This is a genomic window from Mangrovibacter sp. MFB070, from assembly GCF_000705335.1.
Classification (GTDB): Bacteria; Pseudomonadota; Gammaproteobacteria; order Enterobacterales; family Enterobacteriaceae; genus Mangrovibacter; species Mangrovibacter plantisponsor.
In genome coordinates, this window is record NZ_JJMI01000025.1 from 567,524 (window position 1) to 586,567 (window position 19,044).

Sequence of the window (19,044 nt, forward strand, 5' to 3'; positions counted from 1 at the left end):
TTTGTATCTAATGAGTCAGTTTATACAATCACAGACCTGTCTACACATTCATTAACCGGGAGAGCCCCGTGACACAGACCTTTATCGTTGATGATTCCCCGTACCCGGCACGCTTTGGTGTTGCCGCCAGCTTGTGGGCCAATGCACAGCAACGCCCGTTGTGGAGCTTACGCCCGGCATTTAGCGGCGATTTCCCCGACAGCCACCAGCACGTCTGCCAGGCAGGCTACTGCGTAACCAGTGGGCTGTGGCTAAGCGATACTCTGTGCGAAGAAGTAGCACAGGTATCACAACTGGCAACCGCAGAGCCTGGCTGCGTCGTAGTCCTCAGCCCGGCTCACAGTGCAGCAACCGCCACTTTGCCAGGCACTCGCCTGTATACCCACCATGAAGGCGATACCCTGCAATTACTCACCGCAGAACGCGGCGTTGTCGCCCACTGGCAGGCCGACCAGTGGGGCCGCTGGCAGGCTCAGGCACAACCCACTCAGGGTGACACACTGCATATTGGGCTGGCTGGCCGTGAAACTGACCACCGCCTGGGCTACCCGGCCATTGTTGCTGCACTGGGTGATGCCGCAGATGCGCTCGGTGTGCGCGTCCAACTGCACTTTTTCGCCCCGGCCACGCTATCTGAAAACCTTGCTGAGCTGGATGGCCTGAATGGCATGATCCTGCCAGGTGGTTCTTCCATGGCCGCCGTTAACGGGCAAATTCGCCTGGCGGGTGCCACAAACCAGCGCGCTTTGCCCACGCTGGGGTTATGCCTTGGCATGCAAAGTATGGCGACAGCACTGGTGCGCCAGACGCCGGGGTTTGAGCAGGCAAACCTTGCCGAAGCAGCCCCTGATGCCCCCTGCCACAGCTTTGTGCGCTTTGATGACCAGCGCCACCGCTGTGGCGTGCTGCCGTTTATCCCCCTGGGGCGACTCAGCAACCTGATGCCGCCCAAAGACATGCATTACAACCACCGCTACGCGTTCAACCCGGCACTGCGCACACAACTTTGTGCAGGCGACGGGCAAATCAGCGCAGAAACAGACGGGATTATTGAGGCCATCAGCCTGAGCAACCACCCGTTCTGGCACGGGGTTCAGGGCCACCCGGAGCTGTCTTCCCGCCCGCAGGCCCCTCACCCACTGTTTTGCGCCTTTTTACAGGCAGCGCAGATTACGCCAGCGTAACGCCACTGCGTGGGTCCTGCGCCAGGGTGTTCATCACCTCGCGCAGGGCGGCCAGCGCACTGTCAGAAATGGGTTTTAATGGCGCACGAACCGCACCACCGTTAAAACCACGTAACGCCATCGCCGCTTTTACCAGTTGTGGCTGGCCGTGCTGGCGAGCCAGCGCCCGGTAGCTGTACCAAAGGCAATGTAAATCGCGCGCGGTGTGGGCATCCCCTTGTTCTACCGCACGGTAAGTTGCCAGAATAAGTTCAGGCAGTGCGCCACTGTTGGTGGTGCTGATACCGTCAAACCCGGCCAGCATAGGGCCGGTAAACACCAGGTCTGATGCGCAGAACAGGCGTACTTTGCCCCCCAGGCGGTTGGCGATTTGGTCCACCACTGTTGGGGTTAAATCCCCCTGTTTGATCCCCACCACGCCGTCGATATCTGCCAGTTTTTCCAGTTGCGCCGGAGACAGCGTAATACCAATGCCCGGTGCGTTATAAATCAGAATACCGGTGGGTGACAGCGGTGCCATTTCTTCGAAAAAGGTGATGATTTGCGCATCGGTAATTTCGGTAACAAACGGCGGGGTTACCATCGGCAGCCCGCCGAGCTCCCCGGCAAGGATCGTCAGTTCACGCACCACGCGCGGGTCTGAGCTGGCACTGCACAACATAACCGGTACGCGGTCACCCACAATGCTCATTACACGGGTGAACAGCTCCCGGCGCTCTTCAACAGATAAGGTAGGGAATTCGCCATAAGTCCCGCCAATCAGGATACCGTCGTAACCCAGGCCAATAACGCGTTCAATGTTTTCCTGTAACGCGGCAAAGTCGATATCGCCTTGTGGGTTAAAGGGGGTAACGGTGATGTTGAAAATGCCGCGCAGGCGCTCCCGGGTTTCATTCATATTTTTCACAAGTTGCTCCTTACAGCAGGGTTAAAGGGCGGGCCAGTGAGCCCAGTTGGCGGTAGCCGGTTTCTGTCACGACAACAGTTTCACTGACACCAACAGTGAACTGGCCGTAAACCCGTAATGCCGGGGGAATATGGAAGGTCATGCCTGGTTGCAGTACGGTATCCACACCGCTGTACAGGCTGAGAATGCCGCCTTCGCCCCAGTCCGGTGCAAACGCAACACCAATGGAGTAGCCGGTGCGTTTTTTGAAATTGTCGGTGAAACCGGCTTTATCAATGACCCGCTGGCAGGCCAGGTGCGGAGCCGCACAGGTTTCGCCCGGGCGAATGGCGTCCAGTGCCGCCTGTAACGCTTCCTGGCAGACTTTCTCCATTTCCAGCGCAATGGCCGGGGGTTTACCTAACCATGCTGAACGCATCAGTGCGGCGTGGTAACGGTCATGGGCGGCAGACATTTCCAGAAACACCGGGTCGCCCGCTTCCATCACGCGCCTGCGCCAGGTGCCGTGCGGCACACCGCTACGCGGGCCGGTGGAAACCAGAGGCTCCATCCCCACGTATTCAGAGCCCGCAGCAATGGCAGCCCCCATCATGGCCGACACCAGGGCATTTTCATCGGCGCCTTCACGTATTGCCGCCAGGCCTGCCTTCATCCCTGCATCCACATAGCGAGCCGCCGTGGCGATTTTTTCCAGTTCTGCCGCTGATTTCACCGCCCGCAGTGGCTCGATAATTCCGGCGCAGTCTGCCAGTTCACCTAATTTGCTTTGCAGTGCTTCATACACGGCGATGGGCAGGAACCAGCCGCGTTTATCAATACCAATGCGTTTACCCTGCCAGTTGTTTTGTTGCAGCATGCTGAACAAGAAATCGACCGGGTTATCGCCATCCTGGTAAACCGCGGCATCGGAAATAAACGTGTTGGCAATAAAGTTGAAGTATTCGAGCTGGCGAATCACAAACACCGGCTCCCCTTCTGCTGGCAGCAGTAACGCCTGGAAGGTGTAATAACCCGGGGTTTGCTGGCCGGTGAGCCAGAAGATATTTTCCGGGCCGGTCACAATCATCACATCAACACCCGCAGCGCTCAGGCGTGCACGGGCACGCTGGATACGGTCCTGGTACTCTTCTGCAGCAAAGGCAGACTCACGCCCCTGAATAACATTAGTTTGCATAGTTCCACTCCTGAATAAATGTGGCCTGGGCGGGGTTAAACACCACGCCAAGGCCGGCAGATTCGGCGACGCGCACTGTGCCGTCGTGGTAAAAAAGCCCGCAGGCCGGGTCGTCGGTCAGGCCATCAGCGCCATACAGCTCGCCCCAGACAGGTTGCAACACCCGGCAAACCTGCAAGGCAGCAGCGGTGGCCACATGGCCTTCATTCATCTGGCCGACCATAAACGGCACACCAGCCAGTTGCAGTTGGCGGGCGGCCTCCATTAACGGTGCTATGCCGCCCATTTTCACCAGCTTTAAATGACCACGCAGTTGGCCGTCGGCTTCAATCAGCCGGGTTATCGCCGCCGGGCTGTTAAGGCTTTCATCCAGCATGATGGGAATGCCCAGCGCAGACAGTTCGCCCAGGCGGTGGTCATTGGCAGGTGCCAGCGGTTGTTCGATATAACTGAGCTGTAATGGGCTCAACTGCGGAAAATACTCCTGAGCCTGTTCAGGCGACCACTGGCCGTTCACATCTATCGCCAGTGAGATGGCCGAACCAAAATGCTGGCGCAAAATGGTCAGGCGGTTCAGGTCAGTGGCGAAATCCGCCACGCCAGTGCGCAGCTTGAGCTGGGTGAACCCCCGGTCAACATAGTGCTGCGCCTGGTCCAGCAACTGCTGCTCACTGCCCCAGAACAAGGTTTGGTTGGTTGGGAAAGCGCAGGCACTGCCCGGCTGGCCGAGCCAGGCCGCCAGGCTTTGCCCCTGCTGGCGAGCCAGCAAATCATGCAGGGCAATGTCCACCACCATGCGGGCTGGTGCCAGCAGCGTGCTGTCCGGGTGGTGCACTGCCGCCAGCATGGCCGAAGGCGTGGTGTGCCAGTTCAGTGCATTGAGCCAGTGAGTCAGGTTATCGAGCACCTGTTGCTCACTGTAGCCATGTAAGTAACGGATATTGAGCCGCACTTCACCGGTGCCATACACCCCGTCACACTCAAGGTGTAACCACAACGTATCCAGCCCGCTAACCGAGCCAGAAGACGCCGTATGTAATGTCACACCCTGGTAATGCAACATTCCCCGGTACAAGCGCCCTTTCACGCCTGGCTCCCCACTGGCAACATTGCCAGGGCAATATCCAGGTAGATATATGCAGCTGCAATAAACTCTTCGACCGGCACAAATTCGTCTGGCTTATGGGCAACCGCCAGCGAGCCGGGGCCAATCACCACGCCTTTAGCGCCCAGCGTGCGGAAATGCACCAGATCACACCCGCCCTGGAAGCCAAATGGCCCGGGTTCAGGCTGGCCGTGGCGGCGGCAGGCTTCAAGGCTTGCCTGTACAATGCTTTCGTTGCTGTCGGTTTCCGTAGCACCACCGGTGGTGGGCTGCCAGCCAATAATTTCGGCATCCACGTTGAATTGCTGGCGAGCGGTATCCAGCAGTTGCTGAATTTCTGCTTTAACGGCGTCTTCGTCTTCACCCGGCACCATGCGGCGGTCGAGCAGCAATTCGCAGCTGTCCGGCACCACGTTATCAGCATGCCCGCCGTGTACACGGGTTACCGTCAGGCTGGCATTCCCCACCAGCGGGTGGTGGCGGCAACACACGGTGTGCTGGTGGTTGTGTTCGACCAGGCCGAGCAACTGCCCGGCTTTATAAATGGCATTCACGCCCAGGTCTGGTGTGCCGGAATGCGCAGTAACGCCATTGACGCGCACGCGGGGGCGCAGGCTGCCTTTATGCGCCGAAAACGTGGCGTTGGAAGTGGGTTCACCTATTACCGCAAAATCAATGGCGACCGGGCTCTCTTTGACATAAAACTTCGCCCCTTCGCTGGCAACTTCTTCGTCGGCGGTAAAGACGCCCATTAATGTGCCAGACCAGCTGTCGCGCTGGTTCGCCAGCATACGCAGCGCTTCCACCATTGCCACCAACGGGCCCTTGGCATCACAAGAGCCACGGCCATATAACCGGCCATCTTCTTCTGTCAGTGTAAAAGGTTCACGCTGCCAGCCTTTTCCCGCCGGGACGACGTCCAGGTGAGTATTAAAAGCAAAACAGGGGCCCGGGCCATTTTGCAGCACGGCAATCACGTTAGTACGGCCAGGCGCATACTCACTGAACGACAAATCAAACCCGGCGGCAGTCAGCCAGACCGCAACACATTCCGCCGCTTCACGTTCACGACCTGGCGGGTTTTCAGTATTAATAGCGACCAGCGTTGCCAGGTCTTTTTTCATGCGGGCGCTGTCCGCGTTAAAGCCACTCATAGGAACTCCCAATTAATGTAAAATTTGGTCGAGGAAACGGCGCGCTCTGGCGCTGACCTGGCCTTCAAAAAAGTCATTTGCGCTGGCGCGCTCAATGATCTCGCCCTGCTCCATAAACAGAATTTGGTTGGCTGCTCGCCGGGCAAACCCCATTTCATGGGTCACTACCATGCTGGTCATGCCTTCTGCGCTGAGCTCCGCCATTACATCCAGCACTTCGCGGATCATCTCCGGATCCAGTGCCGATGTCGGCTCGTCATACAGCATCAGTTCCGGTTTCATCGCCAGTGCGCGGGCAATAGCGACACGCTGCTGCTGGCCGCCAGAAAGTTCATCAGGGAAGTGATCAGCCCGGTCAAACAGGTGTACTTTCGCCAGCAAGGCATCGGCCTGTTTACGGGCTTCAATACGGTTAATCCCCAGCACAGTCATGGGGGCCAGCATCACGTTTTCTGCCGCCGTTAAGTGCGAGAACAACTCATAGTTCTGGAACACCATGCCAATGCGCTGGCGTACTTTGGTGGCCGGGATCTCGCCACGGCTGATGTTTTGCCGGGCAAAGAAAATATCGCCACTGTCTGCCGGGGAAAGCAGGTTCACACAGCGCAGCAATGTGGATTTACCAGAGCCAGAGGGCCCAATCAGTACCACGGTTTCACCACGCTTCACGCTCAGTGAACAGTTTCTCAGCACTGTCTGGCGGCCAAAGGCTTTATCGATACCAATCATTTCCAGCATCGGTTTATCTTCATTGCTCATGGCAGCTCCTTAACAGCATCAGTGGGGGAATGTGCCTGGGCCGGCTTCTTTTGGCTGCGGCGACGGCGCTGTTTGGGGTCCAGCGTGCGTTCAAGCCAGGACTGGAAAATCATGAACAGCGTGGTTAACAGCAGGTAATAGATACCCGCGGCACACAGCGCTTCGAAATAACGGAAGCTGGCGCTGGCCGCCTGGTTGGCGACCAGCAGCAGTTCCTGAACGGCTATAACAGAAACCAGTGCACTGGATTTCAGCATGCTGATCATCTGGTTACCCATGGGGGGCAGAACTATACGGGCAGCCTGAGGCAACACTATCTTGCGCATGATCTGTGCATTGGTCATCCCCAGTGCCATTCCGGCGGTGCGCTGGCCGCTTTTCACTGCCTGCAAGCCAGAGCGGAGGATCTCCGCCATGTATGCCCCTTCGTTCAGGGATAAAGCAAGAACGGCACAGGTGAATGCGGAGAAACGCAGGCCGAAGCCGGGCAGCACGTTATAGACGAAGATGATCTGAAACAGCACTGGCGTTCCACGAAACAGCCACAGATAGAAGAACGCCAGCAATCTGCCAGCCCGAAACGGTGCTTCCTGTAATAAAGCCAGCACCAGCCCTAACACCACCCCACACAGCAATGAGCAGAGAGTGATAAGCAGCGTCATCCACGCCCCTTGCAAAAACGCGGGGGAAATCACGTACTGCCACATTAAATCAATCGACATAGCATCCTCCGTTGGGACAAAAAAGCGGGATCAGAAAATAGAAACTGACGCCGGGAAGTGCCATTTCTCAATCAGTTGCTGGTAAGTGCCATCTTTCACCATGGCTTGCAGGCCTTTTTCCAGCAGCGCTTTGGTTTCGGTATCACCTTTGCGTACTGCGATGGCGATATGGGTATTGGCTTCAAACTCATCGCCTGTCGTTTCGAACATGCCTGGTTTTTCTGTCATCAGCGCCACGGAACCTGGTGTGGAGAGAAACTCCGCATCTGCGCGCCCCTGAGCTACAGCAACCGCTGAATCTGTTGCCGCCGGGAAAGTCATCACGTTAATGGCTGGTTTACTGGCCGCGAGGCAGTGTTTGTTGTCTTCACGCGCCTGGCTCTCTTCAATGCCGCCCAACGTCACGGCGATATTTTTGCCGCACAGTGAGAGGTCGCGCCCGGTAATACCTGCCGGGTTGCCTTTACGCACAATGACCTGGCTGCCGATTTTCAGGTAGGGAACAAAATCCACCTGGGCGGCACGCGTGGGGTTGACGTACATCGCGGAGTTAATGATGTCGAGGCGCTTGCCCTGGAGTGCGGGGATAAGCCCTTTAAACTCCATCGGCATCGCCACCGGGGTGAGTTTTATCTCTTTGCTCAGGGCGTTAATCATGTCGATATCAAACCCGGTGAGCTTGCCATCTTTCATAAATTCAAATGGCATAAATGTGGCGGCTGTGCCGTAAGTCAGTTTGCCTGGTGTAACAAATTCACTGGCCGCCTGGCTGCACAAAGGCAGTGAAGCATTGAGTGCAACCAGAACTGCGGCAAGGCGAATACGTGGATTGTGTCTGGACATACGCGTCTCCTGAATCTTTCAACGATTGGATTTGTTGTGTCAATAAATACAATTAAAAGCGCAAAACAAAGTGATCATTTTGGTGCGCCCGCCCTCAAAAAGTGCGCTAATTGCTTTATTTCGTTCCGTCTGGCTTCCTGTGATATTGTATATTACGACCACAATAATGCATTTCAGGAAGCCACCAGCATGCAATCTCCTTCTACAGCAAGCAGTCGCCGGATAGCCCGACAAATACTTGACCTGATAACTGAAGCAAGATTCGATCCAGGTCATCATTTGCGCGAGCAACATTTAGCCGATGCACTGGGTGTATCACGCACGCCAGTGCGCGCCGGGCTAAAAGAGCTGACCCAGCTTGGCGCGGTGGAAGCCCGGCCAAATCAAGGGTTTTACTTGCTTAAGAACGTAGAAGAGTTGCAGGCGTTAACCATTGAACAACCCAAAACCACCGACCAGAATCTTTACGAACAATTAGTCCATGACCGCATAGCCGGGTTGCTGCCCGCCTCTTTTACCCAAACCGAGATTGCCCAACGCTACGAAGCAGACCGGGGCGTTCTGACCCGCACTTTACTGGGGCTCGCGGAAGATGGCCTGATTGCCCGCAACCCAGGCCATGGCTGGCGTTTTCTGCAAACACTGAATACTGATGTTGCCCTGAGAAATGGCTACGGCTTTCGCCTGATGATTGAGCCAGGCGCCCTGCTTTCTCCGCATTTTCACCTCGACCGCCATGCCTTAAAACGGATGCGCGCCCGCCATTTATGGCTGATTGCTCACCCGGATATCACCCAGGTTCCCCCTAAAGATATTTTTGAAACCGATGCCTCTTTCCATGAAATGCTGGCGGAAGCCAGCGGCAACCTGTTTGTATTACAGGCTATCCAGCAACAAAACCGCCTGCGCCGCCTGATGGAGTTTGGCAGTTATCACAATAAACGGCGGGTTAAAGAGTGGTGTGAAGAACATGTCGCTATCCTTGATGCCATTCGGCTGAACAACCGGGAAGAAGCCGCCAGCCTGATGACCAGCCACCTGCAATATGCTTACGATCAAGTTGCCAGCAAAGTACCCAAAGCCTGAACGGCATCATTTTTGCATTTATTGAACCTGAAAATACAAATCAGCAACAGCAATACAATCAGGAGAAGTGAATGCATTTGCAGATAGAAAACCGTGTCGCACTGGTAACAGGCGCCGGAAGTGGTTTGGGGCGCGCAATGGCGCAGGCGCTGGCACAAGAAGGGGTAAAAGTGGCTGTTACCGGGCGTAACCTGGAAAAACTGGCGCAAACCGTAGCATTAATTGAAGAAGCAGGCGGCAAAGCACGCGCCTGGCAACTCGACCTGGCCGCGCCAGAACAATTCGACACCACGCTCAATGCTATTCGCCAGCACTGGGGTGATATTGACATCCTGGTCAACAACTCGGGTGGCCCGCCGCCTGCACAGGCACAGGGCGTGGCAGAGGAAACCTGGCACAAGCAGTTTTCATTAATGGTTGGCTCACTGATTCAACTGACAGATAAGCTGCTGCCCGCCATGCGCGCACGGGGCTGGGGGCGGATTATTACCAGTACGTCTTCTGGTGTTATCACGCCAATTCCGGGTCTGGCACTTTCCAATGCACTGCGCATGAGCTTACTGGGCTGGTCCAAAACACTGGCCAGTGAAGTGGCGGCAGATGGCGTTACCGTGAATGTGCTGGTTCCGGGGCGTATCGCAACTGACCGGGTCGCGCAACTGGATGCTGCGAAAGCGGGCCGGGAAAACAGCACACCGGAAGCAATTGCCGAGAAAAGCCGCCTGAGTATTCCGGCACGGCGTTATGGTAAACCCACAGAATATGGCGCGGCGGCGGCTTTCCTGGCAAGCCAGCAGGCCAGTTATATTACCGGCACCGTGATGCGTGTTGATGGCGGGCTGATTCCGTCCATTTGATATTAAGTTTATTGCGGGCAGGCCTGATTCCTGCCCACAATACTTTCCCTCGATACTTTCCCGCAATACTTCCCAGACAAACATCACAGCCAGCCAATAACCGCCTGTGTGAATAAAGGGTATTCCCGGATATATTTTCATTGTATTTTTACTCTGTACTGTTAGCCTGAATAAAAAACACACAGCAGAATACCAACAGGATACCTGGGTCTGATGACAAACCTCATGGTCACACAGAACGAGAGAATGTCGCCTAATAAAAAACCTGGAAAATCAATTTATTGATTTTCGGCTGCTAACTAAAAAGAAGGAAAAACCACGCTTTTTCCTTCTTTTTCATCAATCTGAGGATACCTGCAACCTTGTTAAGTGTATCGCCTGAGAGTATTGCTCTGCGTGAACCCTGGCAGCAAGGGTTCCAGCAGTGGCATTTACGCAGCAAAGTGCCACAAATTCGTTATATGGCATTTCTTACTGCCATGCTGTATTTCCTTTATGCATCAATTGAATACAACATGGCGCTAAACTTCAGCGAAATACGCTTGCTGGTACATGGTTTCATTGTACCTGGCACGTTGCTGGTAATCAGCGCAATGAGCTATTACCCCAGGCTATATACCTGGATGCGCCTGCTGCTGACTATTGCGCCAGTCTGTGCCATGGCGACTAATTTATGGCTGAATCTGGGCAAACCCGATTTTGCTTTTTTTGCCCCAGAAATATATTTATGTATTTTTTGGACCTTTACGGTTTCCGGCCTGACGCTTAAATACGCAATCAGTGCAGCATCAGTCAATGTGTTGATGGCATTATTGATGACAGTAAACCGCGGTGTTAACGCTGTTTTTATCGACCTGCACCTGTTATGGATAACATCCGCTTTCTTATTTGGGCTGTTAGGCGGGATGGTCATGGAGAAAGCGCAAAAAACGCTGTACCTCCAGCAAATGGACCTGGCCTGGAGTGCCTCGCGCGACAGCCTGACAGGGTTGTGGAACCGGGCAAAAATGGCAGCGTTATTCGAACAGGAAAAAGCACAGGCCCTTGACAGCCCGGCACCGTTATCTCTGATTATGCTGGATATTGACCACTTCAAACAGGTTAACGATACCTTCGGCCATGCCACAGGCGACGAGGTGTTGATTCAGTTTGCCCGCCTGCTGCGCAACGTTACACGCCCGCAGGATAACGTGGGCCGCATGGGCGGCGAAGAGTTTGTTATTTTGCTGCCACACACCCGCCTTGCCGAAGCCTGTAACCTGGCCCGGCAATTACAGGCGAAGATCCACGCCTGCAACTTTGGAGCATCGGGTAGCGTCACAGCCAGTTTTGGCATTACGCAGTTTCGCCCGGCAGAAACCTTTTGCGATATCCTGGAGCGCGCAGACCGTGCGTTATATGAGGCAAAAAAACAAGGCAGAGACTGCCTTGTTTCCCTTACGTAGCACCGGCCAACAGGGTTTTACTGGTTACGCCACCAGTCTGTAAACACTTGTTGTGGGTCATCAATGTTTATGCGCTCACCAATGCGTGGTGTTTTTAGCTGCCAGTTGTGGTGCCGGCTTGCGGCAGAAATACGCTCCAGTGGTTCATACCAGGCATGGTGCGCCAGCTTAAACTTACTATTGTGAGATGGCAGCAACGCTGTACTGTGCAAATCAGATGCTGCCCGTGCCGTTTGCTCCGGTGTCATATGAATACGCGGCCAGTCGTCGTCGTATTGCCCACACTCCAGCACGCTGATATCAAACGCGCCCACCCGTTGGCTGATTTCCTGAAAATGCGGGCCATAACCACTGTCGCCCCCAAAATAGAGGCGATGATGCGGCGTAATAATGGCAAATGATCCCCACAGGGTTGGGTTACGTTTAAATAAACGCCCGGAAAAATGTTGGCTGGGCAGAATATGCAGTGTTAAATCGCCCTGTTCAACGGTGCTGAACCACTCCCCTTGTGTAATAACGCTTTCAGGAAAACCCCATTTTCTAAAATAAGATCCCACGCCAGTCGGTGTTACTACATGGCGAATTTTGTCGCGCAGTTGGGAAACAGTGGGGTAATCCAGGTGATCCCAGTGATCATGAGTGATAAGCAGGTAATCAATCTCCGGGATATCAATGGCGTGGTAAACATTGCTGCCTTTAAAGGCCCGGTTGGTTCCCGGCACAGGAGATGCCTCATCACTGAACACCGGGTCAACCAAAAACCGCCGCCCGTCCACCTGGCAAAAATAGCTGGAATGCCCCATCCAGATAATCACGTTATCGGTAATGGGCAGCGCATGCAGGTCTACTTTAACCGAAGGCAATGCCTGCTGCGGTATGGCGTCTTTTGGTTTGTAAAACAAAAAACGGTACCAGATAGCCAGCACACCTCTGGAGCCACCCGAATTAACCGGCGCGGCCGCAACAGGGTTACTGAACTGGCCGTCACGGTACAGCACGCTTTCGCTTCCGGCATCACGCTCGGGTGCAACATACTGGGGCTGTTTTAGCCAGACAAACACACCAAATACAACGATTGCCACCACCAGCAAAACATACATAAGCCACCCACTTTAGCTGAGAAAAGAGAGGCGGCAGAAGCCCGGACAGCCACTGCCACCTTTCCATTTACTGGTGGCAATGTAACCACTTTCAAGCCTGAAAAGATGTAACAATCTGTGCGGGACTGGCGTGTTATTTCTCTGGCGGTTGTGCATGCAGAATGCGTTGTGCCTGCGCGGTTGTCAGTGTGTAGTCAAAGAAGCGCTGGTAAAAATCCTGCGTTATCTGAGCCATATTGGTGGCAGTAAATAACTCAGGATGCAGCTTGTGAGCAGCCCACTGGATTTGCAGTGCGCTTTCCGTGCCGTAACGGTCCCAGGGGAAAACCCCCGCCGGGTTTTGCCACACGCGCCCTTGTTTCACTGCATTTAACCCGGCAAACAGGCTGGCATAGCGTGAATGGGCAAAATCACCGCACCCCTGGCCAAGAATGATGACATCCGGTTGCCAGTACAACACCATTTCCGGCGAGACTTCTTTCATATTGCCCTTCACTTCCGCCGCCGCATTTCTCCCTCCTGCGAGGTGAATCCAGGTATCAATCAACGTACCGCTGCCATCCACCTTGAGTGGGTTAAGGGACTGTATATGCAGAACCCGCGGGCGTTGTGCATCAGTCAGTGTGGCAGTTTTGGCAGAAATGCTGGCAACCGTTTGGTGCAGGTAATCAACCCAGGCCTGCGCCCGGGCTCGTGCTGTGGCCGTACCAATAACATTAGCCGTGGTGGTTATTGAACGCGCCATCGACGGGTAATCGGTGAAGGCCATTTCCAGGGTAGGGATCCCCGCCTGGCGGTACCCGGCAACATCCGGGTTGCCTTTTGCCACAAACAGCACATCTGTATGGCGTGTCACCAGGCTTTCACTGTTAAAGGTAATGCCATGAACCTGCAATGCCTGGTTAAGTGCCGGGTCAATTTTAAACATCCACGGGTGGCTGTCGGGGTGATTTACCGTTGCCACGATGTCATTTCCCACCCCCAGCGTCATCAGCATGGAGTGATGGGCAAACCACCCATCCGCAATATGAGTAACGGTATCCGGTACTGTCACGGTATTACCGGCGTCATCCACTACCTGCCTGCTGGCGTGGGCTGCCCCGGCAAGCCAGGTGAGACACAAAAGAAAGGCTGCCACCCGCTGTTTCATCATATCTCCTAGAAATCAATTTGCATGGAAAGCTCGGCCTCACGCGGAGCACCCAACTGCGCACTGGCATAGCCAGCGCCGGAATACCCGTTTAGCCCACCTGGCACAATATTGGTCCAGTAATGGCGGTTGGCCAGGTTAGTGATATCGAACCGGAAAGTAGTTTTGGTGCCAAACAGGCGGGTACGGTAACTACTGCCTACATCCATGGTGGTGTAACTGCCAACCCAGGAGTCATTCGCGTTGTCTGTAGGGCGGCGGCCAACATAGTGCAGATTGGCGTCCACATCGATATTTTGAAATTGCGGGAGGGTATAAACGGCCAGTAAGTTGGCGGTAAAACGGGCCAGGCCAACGACCTGCTTACCTTGCGCACTTTCACTGGCGGTATTGTGCAAACGCGGGTCAAGCCAGGTTGCGCCACCAAATAAACGCAGGTTCTGCGTGACATGCCCATCGGCCATCAGTTCTAACCCACGGTTTTTCTGTTTACCATCTTCGACATAATCACCACTGTCGTTAGTCCAGGCAAAAGGTCGTTTTGCCTGAAACAGCGCGGCAGAAAGTAATATATCTTTGCCGGGCGCATATTTGACACCGGCCTCAATCTGGTGGCTGCGGTAAGGGGAAAGGATCTGCCCGGCATTATTGGCATCGCTCGGTGCGGTATCACCCTGTTGCAGGCTGTCGGCCCAGGTAGTGTAGAGCGTAATGTTGTCGACGGGCTTGTACATCAGGCTGGCGGAACCACTGGCACCACTGTCATCGCTGTTACTGGTCTGGCTCCCTGTCTTGCTGTAGTTACTGACTGTAAACAGGTTTTCACTACCAGACAGCAACAAACTCCACTGGGGTGAAAAATGCAGCGTGTCACTCATCAGAAACGCATGTTGTGTGGCGGTGGCTGAATGGTAACGGTTTTCGAAGTCCGGGTAATCCGGCTCATCGAACGCCTGTGGGTTATCCAGCGAAGCACTGCCCAGGGTTAACCTGCTGCCATGGCGTGGGTTGTAATTTTTCCAGACAAAACCGCGCACGCCAAAGGTGAGGTCCTGCTGTAGCCACCCGGTTTGTACATTACCACTCAGGTTTGCCAGGTAACTGTTAATGGTAAAACGGCTGGCTGTGGTATTTGATGAGGTGGTGGTGTAGTCGCCTTTATTATCGGTGAAGGTGTTGGTCACAGCGGTAGACTCACGGTCGGCAATTTGGCGCAACACGCCGACATCCAGCAACCAGTTACCGTCGAAGTCATGTTTCAGGTGCATACTGGCGGTCGTGGTGTGGTCATCATGCCCGGCATAATACTGGCCGTATTTGCTGTCTGTGGGGTTCATCGCCGAAGGGAAATGGGTTCCCTGTGCCAGAGCAAAGGTACCCGGCAGGCCTTTATCGTAATAGTGGTAATAGCTGAAGTTCGTTTCCAGAACTGTTTTATCCGTTAACTGGAAATCCAGCCCTAACCCGGCATACTGGCGGCGAACCCGGCTCCCGGCGGTGTAACCACGCCCTTCATCATTCATCAAATTGAGGCGGTATTTCACCCGGTCTGCGCTGTCCAGTGGGCCACTGAGATCCAGTGCGCCTTTCACGCCACTGGCCGTTCCACCACTGACTGTCACACGGTGTAATGGGGTATCTGTTGGGCGTTTAGACACCAGGTTAAACATGCCTGCCGGGTTAGCCGGGCCATATAATGCACTTGCCAGCCCATTAAGCACTTCAATGCGCTGGAATTGCTCAATGGGGTATTCCGTGGTCGATACCGCATTCAGGCCATCAATCAGGTTGTTTTGCACCACACTGCCCTGCATGCCCCGGGTTTGCGGCCTTGCGCCATCACCCTGTACAGAAGGCATATACCGGTACACATCTTTTATACTGCTCAGTTGCTGGTGCGTCATCAGGTCACTGGACATGCTTTGTACCGACCAGGGAACATCAATCAGTTCGCGTTTACCCAGGTTACCGGCGGTTACTTTTTTTTGCGCTGCGGGAGTGGATTCATCGAGGCTCGCGGGAGCTGGTGTGGCAGTGACCACCACGGTATCTTCCGCATGGCTGCCTGGCACAATGAAAAAAAACGATGAAAACGTCAGAACTCCCAGTGTGAAAGGCACACGTTGGTTATCCAATAGCATCATTCTGTCTCAATAAGTCATTAAAGTGATGGCGGGAGAAGGGCTCCGCCGCAATGAAGGGAACAGCTTATTTTTGTATGACAAATATGCTCGCAGATTCGCTATATAAATCAATATATATCGCCTGGCAATTTGTGCTATTTAACTGCGAGAGGGGGAAAGTCAGACAAGTTAGAGACAGAAATGGAAGTGCTCCGGCGGATTAACGCCGGAGCAAAAGAGGCTCAGACAACTACCTGTGGGTGCGTCATGGCAGCCTGCAGGCGGGCTTTATCCGTATCGTTTTCTGGCAGAAAGACCTGTAAATCACCAGAAATATTCCCGCTGGCATTCGCCCAGGATTGTTTCACCAGCCGCACCTGGCCTGCCCGGCAATGGCGGTAGTGGCGCACAATCTGTTCTTTTGCCTTAACCCGGTGGTTGGCCCACACTTCACGGAATATTGGCCCTGCGGCCATGAGTTGATCCAGGCGAAGCTGCCACTCTTCTTCACTCACTCTGCTGGCGAGTGCTGCGCGCACCCGCGCGGAAGCGTTGAGCATACAATTGGTCAGTTCTTCTGGTGAGCTGACATTCAGCCAGTGTTGCCACTGTGGGTGGTGCTCCAGCAGCCAGAACGTATTGCGCTGGTGCACAGGCAGCGCGTTCACATCGAACCCCACCATATATTCAAAAGCCTGGTTAACCTGCAGGATGTCGTAAAAGTCATTACAAAACAGTGCCGGAACCGGGTTGAGCGCTTCAAGCAAATTTATACTGGCTACAGACAATTTGTTGCAGGTTTCAATACGCCCCACACCATCCTGGTAACCGGCCAGTTGCAGCAAATAGCGGGTTTCGCTGTCGTCACACCGCATCGCGCGCGCAATACCCAGCAATACCTGGCGGGAAACGCGCTCTGCTTTTCCTCGTTCCAGCTTGGCATACCAGACAGTGCTAATCTGGGCCAGCTCCGCCACATCTTCCCGGCGCAAACCGGGAGTACGAGACCGCAAAGCTTTACCTAACCCCACGCTTTCCGGGGCAATAGTGTTACGTTTCAGGCGGAGAAATTCGCCCAGCCGTTCCGGGTTTGTCATTGCAGGTTTTCCTGTAACAGATACTGCCAGTACACGTCTTAGTGGTTTCTGGTACACCTTTTGTTAAGCGCTAATATAGCATGACCTGTTACTTTTCGGAGCACTTCATGAACCAAACGTCCCCGGGGCGCCACACATTGACCATGGCTGGTCTGCTGTTGTTGGTTGCGGGGCAATTGATGCCACAAATGGATTTTTCAATTGTTAACGTTGCGCTGGAATCAGTGAGTATTTCGCTGCATGCCAGTAAAACTCAGTTAGGCTTAATTGTTTCATTATATGGGCTGGCATTTGCTGTAAGCCTGGCGTTAAGTGGGCGGCTGGGCGACCGCTACGGGCGGCGGCGGCTCTTTATGCTGGGCATTGCGCTGTTTGCCATTGCATCGTTTTTTTGTGGGCTGGCAACCACCATTCACCAGCTAATTGTGGCCCGCATTGCTCAGGGTGTGGCTGCGGCACTGTTGATGCCACAAATTCTCGCCACTATTCACGTTTCACTTTCCGGTACCCGCCACTCGCAGGCAATTGGCATTTATGGCTCAGTTGGCGGGTTGTCATTTGTTATTGGCCAGGCGCTGGGTGGCTGGCTGGTGTCGGCAGATTTATTTGGCCTGTCATGGCGCGCCGTGTTCTATATTAATCTGCCTGTCTGCCTGGTGATTCTCTATTTCGCCCGCAAATTTATTCCAGAAACCCAACAAGACGGGCAAACCATATTTGACTGGTACGGCACCGCACTCCTGGCGCTGGTGATCACGCTGATTTTAACCGCCATATCCTGGGGCCCGGACTGGCAATGGGGCTGGCCGGTTTGGCTATGTGCAGCAGCAGTTATCGCACTGTTGCCCGGGCTGGTACGGGTAGAAAAAAGACTGGCAGGGCTCGGCAAAACACCGCTGCTTCCACCAGCGCTATTGCAGCGCCGCACTTATCTGGCTGGCGTGAGCAGTTTAGTGCTCCAGGTGGCGTCTTATGGTGGTTTTATGTTTGTGGTTGCCCTGACACTGCAGTCGGGGTTTCAGTGGTCATCTGTTGAATCTGGTAATGCGTTTATTGCGCTGGGTGTTACGTACTTCATTACCTCGTTGTATGCCGACCGGGTGGCTAAATGGTTTGGGCGGCTGTCTTACTCTGGTCTGGTCATGTGTGCCAGCCTGATTAACCTGTCCGGTTACTGGTTGTTATTTGATCTGATTACAGCGCAGCAAGGGGCGCTAACCCCCTGGGATCTGATTGCGCCAATGGGAATTACGGGGATTGGCAACGCCTTTTCCGTTAACTGTTCGGTGCGTATTGGGTTAACCGACTTGCCAGCCCAGTTTGCTGGTGCCGGAAGTGCCCTGATGACCACCATGCAGCAAACCGCTATTGCTCTGGGTACAGCAATGGCGGGAGCGATGTATATTCAGCACCTCGCCAGTGATGATATTCACCAGTTAAGTGCGCTGAAAGCTGGCCTGCTGGTACTGGGATTCATGATGTTGCTGCAATTCGCGTTGCATGCCGCAAGTGTGGTTCGCCTGTTGCGGGCAGCACCGGCACGCACCTGAGCAGGGTTATCACCCGGGTTGTACTGCTCTGGCCGCAGTGCGCACGTAGCCGGTCAGGGCATCCAGCGCCTGTGAATAGAGATTCCGGCAATACTGGCACTGTACCGCTTAGTGCGTGAAATAGATTTCTCTTCTCCGGCTGAGATGAGAACACTGATTCCAGGCCTGGACACTTTTAAGTACCGGAACAAATGGTGGGTTTTGGACGTGGGAGGCAACAACCTGCGGGTTGTCGCTTACATTAACTTTGTGAATAAACGCTTTTACGTCAAGCGTATTACAACCCACGCTGAATACGACAAGTTGACCCGCTATTACAGGGAGAACAAAGAATGATAACCAACGCCGCAAAAGCCATTGAAGCTACCAGGCAACTCGTAGACGCAGTCCCTTTTCTGGGAAATAACGCTTCAGAGAGCGATTACCGGGAAGCACTGTCATTGGTAGATTATTTGATCGAGAACGATGATGAGAACCCGCTTATTGACTTCCTGGCGAGCAAAATAGCTGACTATGAGGATAACAGCGACCGTTTCGCCAGGTTCAATAAAGCCCAGGCTGAGATGCCGGTCGGCGTAGCGCTGCTGCGAACACTTATTGACCAGCACAAACTCACCTATTCAGACCTGAAAGAAGAGATCGGTTCAAAATCGCTGGTAAGCCAGATTTTATCCGGCCAGCGCTCTCTGACCATTACGCACATTAAAGCGTTATCCGCCCGCTTTGGCGTAAAACCTGAGTGGTTTCTTTAAACCGCATTTACATTAGGCCAACCACTTTAATGGCAG

17 protein-coding genes and 1 pseudogene are annotated in these 19,044 nt (G+C 54.2%); 7 read left to right on the top strand and 11 right to left on the bottom strand.

Going from position 1 to position 19,044, the window contains the following annotated elements:
* The first annotated feature begins 68 nt into the window (after positions 1 to 68).
* Positions 69 to 1,184, top strand: a complete 1,116-nt coding sequence (locus DT73_RS14810) for a gamma-glutamyl-gamma-aminobutyrate hydrolase family protein (RefSeq protein WP_036110419.1) — start codon at positions 69 to 71, stop codon at positions 1,182 to 1,184.
* Here DT73_RS14810 and DT73_RS14815 read toward each other — a convergent pair.
* The 7 genes from DT73_RS14815 to DT73_RS14845 are packed head-to-tail and all read right to left on the bottom strand — an operon-like array spanning position 1,171 to position 7,848.
* Positions 1,171 to 2,091, bottom strand: coding sequence for a dihydrodipicolinate synthase family protein (locus tag DT73_RS14815; RefSeq protein ID WP_036110422.1), 921 nt, complete (start codon positions 2,089 to 2,091; stop codon positions 1,171 to 1,173). The two genes, DT73_RS14810 and DT73_RS14815, sit on opposite strands and share 14 nt — an antisense overlap.
* 10 nt (positions 2,092 to 2,101) lie before the next feature.
* Positions 2,102 to 3,265 (bottom strand): Xaa-Pro peptidase family protein, encoded by a 1,164-nt coding sequence (locus DT73_RS14820; RefSeq protein WP_036110425.1) that lies wholly within the window; start codon positions 3,263 to 3,265, stop codon positions 2,102 to 2,104.
* Positions 3,255 to 4,352, bottom strand: a complete 1,098-nt coding sequence (locus DT73_RS14825; RefSeq protein ID WP_036110427.1) for a mandelate racemase/muconate lactonizing enzyme family protein — start codon at positions 4,350 to 4,352, stop codon at positions 3,255 to 3,257. The genes DT73_RS14820 and DT73_RS14825 overlap by 11 nt, the downstream gene beginning before the upstream one ends.
* Entirely contained in the window at positions 4,349 to 5,524 is a 1,176-nt protein-coding gene (locus DT73_RS14830; protein WP_036110430.1) for a M20 family metallopeptidase, read from the bottom strand. The genes DT73_RS14825 and DT73_RS14830 overlap by 4 nt, the downstream gene beginning before the upstream one ends.
* Positions 5,525 to 5,536: 12 nt before the next feature.
* A complete protein-coding gene (locus DT73_RS14835) occupies positions 5,537 to 6,283 on the bottom strand; it encodes an amino acid ABC transporter ATP-binding protein (protein WP_036110431.1) in 747 nt (248 codons plus the stop codon).
* Positions 6,280 to 7,005: an amino acid ABC transporter permease gene (locus DT73_RS14840; RefSeq protein WP_036110434.1), complete on the bottom strand. Its 726-nt coding sequence runs from the start codon at positions 7,003 to 7,005 to the stop codon at positions 6,280 to 6,282. Before DT73_RS14840 ends, DT73_RS14835 begins: the two co-directional genes overlap by 4 nt.
* A 30-nt stretch (positions 7,006 to 7,035) precedes the next feature.
* Entirely contained in the window at positions 7,036 to 7,848 is an 813-nt protein-coding gene (locus DT73_RS14845; protein ID WP_036110438.1) for an ABC transporter substrate-binding protein, read from the bottom strand.
* A 189-nt stretch (positions 7,849 to 8,037) separates the two neighbouring features.
* On the opposite strand from DT73_RS14845, the gene DT73_RS14850 reads away from it, so the two are divergent.
* The 3 genes from DT73_RS14850 (at position 8,038) to DT73_RS14860 (ending at position 11,236) form a co-directional block, all read left to right on the top strand.
* Positions 8,038 to 8,934: a GntR family transcriptional regulator gene (locus tag DT73_RS14850; RefSeq protein WP_036110441.1), complete on the top strand. Its 897-nt coding sequence runs from the start codon at positions 8,038 to 8,040 to the stop codon at positions 8,932 to 8,934.
* 71 nt (positions 8,935 to 9,005) lie between these two features.
* Complete coding sequence (locus DT73_RS14855) at positions 9,006 to 9,791, top strand: SDR family oxidoreductase (protein ID WP_036110445.1); 786 nt, start codon at positions 9,006 to 9,008, stop codon at positions 9,789 to 9,791.
* Between the two features lie 362 nt (positions 9,792 to 10,153).
* Entirely contained in the window at positions 10,154 to 11,236 is a 1,083-nt protein-coding gene (locus DT73_RS14860; protein WP_200874791.1) for a GGDEF domain-containing protein, read from the top strand.
* 17 nt (positions 11,237 to 11,253) lie between these two features.
* Here DT73_RS14860 and DT73_RS14865 read toward each other — a convergent pair whose 3' ends face one another.
* The 4 genes from DT73_RS14865 to DT73_RS14880 all read right to left on the bottom strand — a co-directional run bounded on the left by DT73_RS14865 (position 11,254) and on the right by DT73_RS14880 (position 16,706).
* A complete protein-coding gene (locus tag DT73_RS14865; protein WP_036110453.1) occupies positions 11,254 to 12,336 on the bottom strand; it encodes an MBL fold metallo-hydrolase in 1,083 nt (360 codons plus the stop codon).
* A 133-nt stretch (positions 12,337 to 12,469) separates the two neighbouring features.
* The gene (locus DT73_RS14870; RefSeq protein ID WP_036110456.1) at positions 12,470 to 13,486 is read right to left on the bottom strand and encodes an ABC transporter substrate-binding protein; all 1,017 of its coding nucleotides are present in this window, start codon (positions 13,484 to 13,486) and stop codon (positions 12,470 to 12,472) included.
* A gap of 8 nt (positions 13,487 to 13,494) precedes the next feature.
* Positions 13,495 to 15,627 carry a TonB-dependent siderophore receptor gene (locus DT73_RS14875; protein WP_036110458.1) on the bottom strand — a complete coding sequence of 711 codons (2,133 nt, stop codon included), beginning with the start codon at positions 15,625 to 15,627 and terminating at the stop codon, positions 13,495 to 13,497.
* A gap of 224 nt (positions 15,628 to 15,851) precedes the next feature.
* On the bottom strand, positions 15,852 to 16,706 hold the full coding sequence (locus tag DT73_RS14880; RefSeq protein ID WP_036110479.1) for a helix-turn-helix transcriptional regulator: 855 nt from the start codon (positions 16,704 to 16,706) through the stop codon (positions 15,852 to 15,854).
* Between the two features lie 107 nt (positions 16,707 to 16,813).
* Here DT73_RS14880 and DT73_RS14885 point away from each other — a divergent pair, with 107 nt between their 5' ends.
* The 3 genes and pseudogenes from DT73_RS14885 to DT73_RS14895 all read left to right on the top strand — a co-directional run bounded on the left by DT73_RS14885 (position 16,814) and on the right by DT73_RS14895 (position 19,008).
* Complete coding sequence (locus DT73_RS14885; RefSeq protein WP_036110864.1) at positions 16,814 to 18,256, top strand: MFS transporter; 1,443 nt, start codon at positions 16,814 to 16,816, stop codon at positions 18,254 to 18,256.
* 87 nt (positions 18,257 to 18,343) lie between these two features.
* Positions 18,344 to 18,592 (top strand): annotated as a pseudogene (locus DT73_RS14890) (type II toxin-antitoxin system HigB family toxin); the annotation flags it as partial.
* The gene (locus DT73_RS14895) at positions 18,589 to 19,008 is read left to right on the top strand and encodes a type II toxin-antitoxin system HigA family antitoxin (RefSeq protein ID WP_036110482.1); all 420 of its coding nucleotides are present in this window, start codon (positions 18,589 to 18,591) and stop codon (positions 19,006 to 19,008) included. The pseudogene DT73_RS14890 and the gene DT73_RS14895, both read left to right, overlap by 4 nt.
* The last annotated feature ends 36 nt before the right edge of the window (positions 19,009 to 19,044 follow it).

Coding starts and splice junctions, on each gene's coding strand:
- DT73_RS14820 (WP_036110425.1), bottom strand. CDS start 3,265: ATGCAAACTAATGTTATTCAGGGGCGTGAGTCTGCCTTTGCTGCAGAA.
- DT73_RS14830 (WP_036110430.1), bottom strand. CDS start 5,524: ATGAGTGGCTTTAACGCGGACAGCGCCCGCATGAAAAAAGACCTGGCA.
- DT73_RS14835 (WP_036110431.1), bottom strand. CDS start 6,283: ATGAGCAATGAAGATAAACCGATGCTGGAAATGATTGGTATCGATAAA.
- DT73_RS14840 (WP_036110434.1), bottom strand. CDS start 7,005: ATGTCGATTGATTTAATGTGGCAGTACGTGATTTCCCCCGCGTTTTTG.
- DT73_RS14845 (WP_036110438.1), bottom strand. CDS start 7,848: ATGTCCAGACACAATCCACGTATTCGCCTTGCCGCAGTTCTGGTTGCA.
- DT73_RS14850 (WP_036110441.1), top strand. CDS start 8,038: ATGCAATCTCCTTCTACAGCAAGCAGTCGCCGGATAGCCCGACAAATA.
- DT73_RS14855 (WP_036110445.1), top strand. CDS start 9,006: ATGCATTTGCAGATAGAAAACCGTGTCGCACTGGTAACAGGCGCCGGA.
- DT73_RS14865 (WP_036110453.1), bottom strand. CDS start 12,336: ATGTATGTTTTGCTGGTGGTGGCAATCGTTGTATTTGGTGTGTTTGTC.
- DT73_RS14870 (WP_036110456.1), bottom strand. CDS start 13,486: ATGAAACAGCGGGTGGCAGCCTTTCTTTTGTGTCTCACCTGGCTTGCC.
- DT73_RS14875 (WP_036110458.1), bottom strand. CDS start 15,627: ATGCTATTGGATAACCAACGTGTGCCTTTCACACTGGGAGTTCTGACG.
- DT73_RS14880 (WP_036110479.1), bottom strand. CDS start 16,706: ATGACAAACCCGGAACGGCTGGGCGAATTTCTCCGCCTGAAACGTAAC.
- DT73_RS14885 (WP_036110864.1), top strand. CDS start 16,814: ATGAACCAAACGTCCCCGGGGCGCCACACATTGACCATGGCTGGTCTG.
- DT73_RS14895 (WP_036110482.1), top strand. CDS start 18,589: ATGATAACCAACGCCGCAAAAGCCATTGAAGCTACCAGGCAACTCGTA.